The 2830-nt window shown below is 72.1% G+C and carries 3 protein-coding genes; 1 reads left to right on the top strand and 2 read right to left on the bottom strand.

Annotation, left to right across the window (positions count from 1 at the left end; all coding sequences use genetic code 11):
• Positions 1 to 270: 270 nt before the first annotated feature.
• Complete coding sequence (locus ACWGIU_RS34635) at positions 271 to 1077, bottom strand: SGNH/GDSL hydrolase family protein (RefSeq protein ID WP_453712070.1); 807 nt, start codon at positions 1075 to 1077, stop codon at positions 271 to 273.
• A gap of 206 nt (positions 1078 to 1283) precedes the next feature.
• Here ACWGIU_RS34635 and ACWGIU_RS34630 point away from each other — a divergent pair, with 206 nt between their 5' ends.
• Positions 1284 to 2381 carry a DUF5925 domain-containing protein gene (locus ACWGIU_RS34630; RefSeq protein WP_453712069.1) on the top strand — a complete coding sequence of 366 codons (1098 nt, stop codon included), beginning with the start codon at positions 1284 to 1286 and terminating at the stop codon, positions 2379 to 2381.
• A gap of 166 nt (positions 2382 to 2547) precedes the next feature.
• On the opposite strand, the gene ACWGIU_RS34625 is transcribed toward ACWGIU_RS34630, so the two are convergent.
• Positions 2548 to 2830: GntR family transcriptional regulator (locus ACWGIU_RS34625; RefSeq protein WP_453712068.1), on the bottom strand; the 283-nt coding region annotated here is incomplete at its 5' end.

The raw sequence follows: 2830 nt of genomic DNA, 5'->3' as shown, positions 1-2830 counted from the left end.
GGCCACCTCTGTGACGTGCCGGAAGGAGACCCCGACGAGCGGGGCCCCCTCCCCCGGGCCGAGTACGTCACCGACGCCCTCGGCGCCACCGACGGCGAGCGTTCCGGCGAGTCCCGCGAGTGGTGAGCCGGACGGGGCGGTCCGGTCGGATCAGGTGGATCAGACAGATCGGATGGATGGGACAGATCGAACAGATGAAACGGAGCGAACGGACCGAACGGACCGGGGCGGAACGGACCCGGACCGAACGGACCGCACGGGGTCGGCCGGTCAGGCGGCGTTCGTGAAGACCGGCAGGTAGCCGCCGGACTGTCCGGCGGCGGTCGGGTGGTACGACTCGCCGATGTTCAGCCAGTTGACACTGTGCAGCCACGCGTTGCCGGAGCAGATCTCGTGGCCCGTGAAGGTGCCGGCGACCGAGGCGAAGGTGAAGCCGTGGTCGGCGGCGCGTTTGGCGATGGCGGTGTTGAGGTGGTCGGCGGCGCCGTTGATGGCGACCCGCTCGCCCTCGGTCAGGCCGGTGGTGCAGGTGCCGTTCAGCTTGTAGAAGCGGGGGTAGCCGATGACGACGACGTGCGCGCCGGGCGAGCGGCTGTGGATGGCGTTGTAGACCTGGTCGAGCTGGCCGGGGAGGGTGGCGTCCACGTAGGCCTTGGCCTGGTTCACGCGGTTGACGCAGGTGGATTCGGACTGGAGGACGCAGGTCGTCATGACGTCCGAGAAGCCGGCGTCGTTGCCTCCGATGGTGATGCTGACCAGGTCGGTGCCCGAGTTGAGCGGGGCGAGCTGACCCGCGAGGACGTCGCCCGTACGGGCGCCCGAGCAGGCGGTGAAGGAGAAGGTCTGGGGAGAGTGGGCGGCGGCCCACAGAGCCGGGTAGGCGCGGGTGGTGCGCTTGCAGTTGCCGCTCGCGCTGTCGTAGTTGCCGGCGCCGACGCCGGAGGAGTACGAGTCGCCGAGCGCGACGTAGCCGAAGTCGGCCCGGGCGGTGGCGGCCGCCTGGCCCGCGCCGAACAGGGCGGCGCCCGCGGCGAGTAAGAGGGAGGAGGTCAGGGCAGCGAAGCGCGACAGTTTCATGCTCATGTGTGCGGCTCCTTGTGGGGGTTACTCCTGAGTCCGTGGTACAAGGAGCCGGGGTTGGCTGGAAGTGTCCATGCCAAGAATATTCAGGGCAGAGTTGCGGCCGGAACCTTCACTCCGGACGCGTTTGAAGAGGGAACTTGGGCACCCGATCCAGCGAAACACGGGTGCACGACGGCATCGTGTGCCGGATCATGGGCGCCATGTCAGCCAACCCGCATGACGCGCTGCCGATCCGGCTCAACGTCGACGACAGCGACTCACCGTCGGACGTCGTCGACGCGCTCTTCCTCGGCCGGTTCGCGTCCGGCGAGCAGCCGTACTCGCACAGCGTGTCGATCGAGCGGGTCAAGGCGGAGGCCACCCTGCTGCCGCCGGAGGCCACGGTGTTGCGCTCGGCGCGCGACAGCGACCGCAGCGCCACCCTCGCCGAGGGCGAGGGCTGGACCATGCTCGTCTCGCGCTGGAGCCGGGGCGCCGACGTCACCGTGACGGCGGTCAGCGACGAACTCGCCGCCGACGTGCTCGGCAAGGCCACGGAAGGCGTGCAGGACGAGCCCGAACCGCAGCCCGAGAACGTCACGATGGGCTTCTGGTACGTCTCCCCGCGCCGCGGCCCGTACCGCACGACCCGCCAGATCGCGGCCGGGACCTGGGGGGAAGTGCGGCCCAACTACACCGCGCCGGTGGCCGGGGCGATGGACCGGCTGATGAAGGTGACCCCGGACGACATCGCGGGCCGGCTGCTCCTGCTGCACGGGCCGCCGGGGACCGGCAAGACCTCCGCGCTGCGCACGCTGGCCCGGTCCTGGCGGGACTGGTGCCAGGTGGACTGCGTCCTCGACCCGGAGCGGCTGTTCAACGACGTCGGCTACCTGATGGACATCGCGATCGGCGAGGACGAGGGCACGGCGAAGGGCCGCTGGCGGCTGCTGCTGCTGGAGGACTGCGACGAGCTGATCCGGGGCGAGGCCCGCCACACGGCCGGGCAGGCGCTGTCCCGGCTGCTGAACCTGACGGACGGACTGCTGGGGCAGGGCCGCAACGTTCTGGTTGGGGTCACCACCAACGAGGACCTGGAACGGCTCCATCCGGCGGTGGTCCGACCGGGGCGCTGCCTGGCCCGCATCGAGGTCGGCCGGCTGACCCACCGGGAGGCGGTGGCCTGGCTGGGCACGGACGAGGGTGTCCCGCGTGAGGGTGCCAGCCTGGCGGAGCTGTTCGCCCTGCGGCGCGGCACGGGCCCGGCGGCGATCCTGCCACCACAGCCGCACAGGTCGGAGGCCGGGCTGTATCTGTAGCCCCGGGCCGCCGGGCCCGCCCAGTCCCTCGGCCCGGCCCGGCTCCGGCCGGCCCCGCCCCGTCGACTTGCGCGGCGCGGATCCGGGCGGAGCCCTGTACTTCGGTCCCTGCGGGAAGGGCGAGGCGGGAACGGCGAGGCGGGAATCGCGGCCGGACCAGTGGTGGCTACATGGCGTACCGGGCCCGGAGTGCGTCCGTGGCGGCGGACAGGGCCTCCGCCTGGGTCAGACCGAGCCGGCGGACCCGGTCCGCGTACGCCTGGGCCGCCGCGGCCGCCTCCCGGGACACCGCGTCCCCGGCGGCCGCGATGAAGGTCCCGTTCCGGCCCCGCGTCTCGATCACCGCGTCCGCCTCCAGCGCCCGGTACGCCTTCGCGACCGTGTTGGCGGCCAGCCCCAGCTCCTCCGCGAGCCCCCGTACCGTCGGCAGTTTGAAGCCCGCCGGAAGC

It is taken from the genome of Streptomyces sp. NPDC054840, from assembly GCF_053611065.1.
This window is presented reverse-complemented; position numbering and strand designations above follow the sequence as displayed.

What these genes read in the sequence shown, in the direction of transcription:
- ACWGIU_RS34635 (WP_453712070.1), bottom strand. Translation starts at nt 1,077, where the DNA reads ATGAAACTGTCGCGCTTCGCTGCCCTGACCTCCTCCCTCTTACTCGCC.
- ACWGIU_RS34630 (WP_453712069.1), top strand. Translation starts at nt 1,284, where the DNA reads ATGTCAGCCAACCCGCATGACGCGCTGCCGATCCGGCTCAACGTCGAC.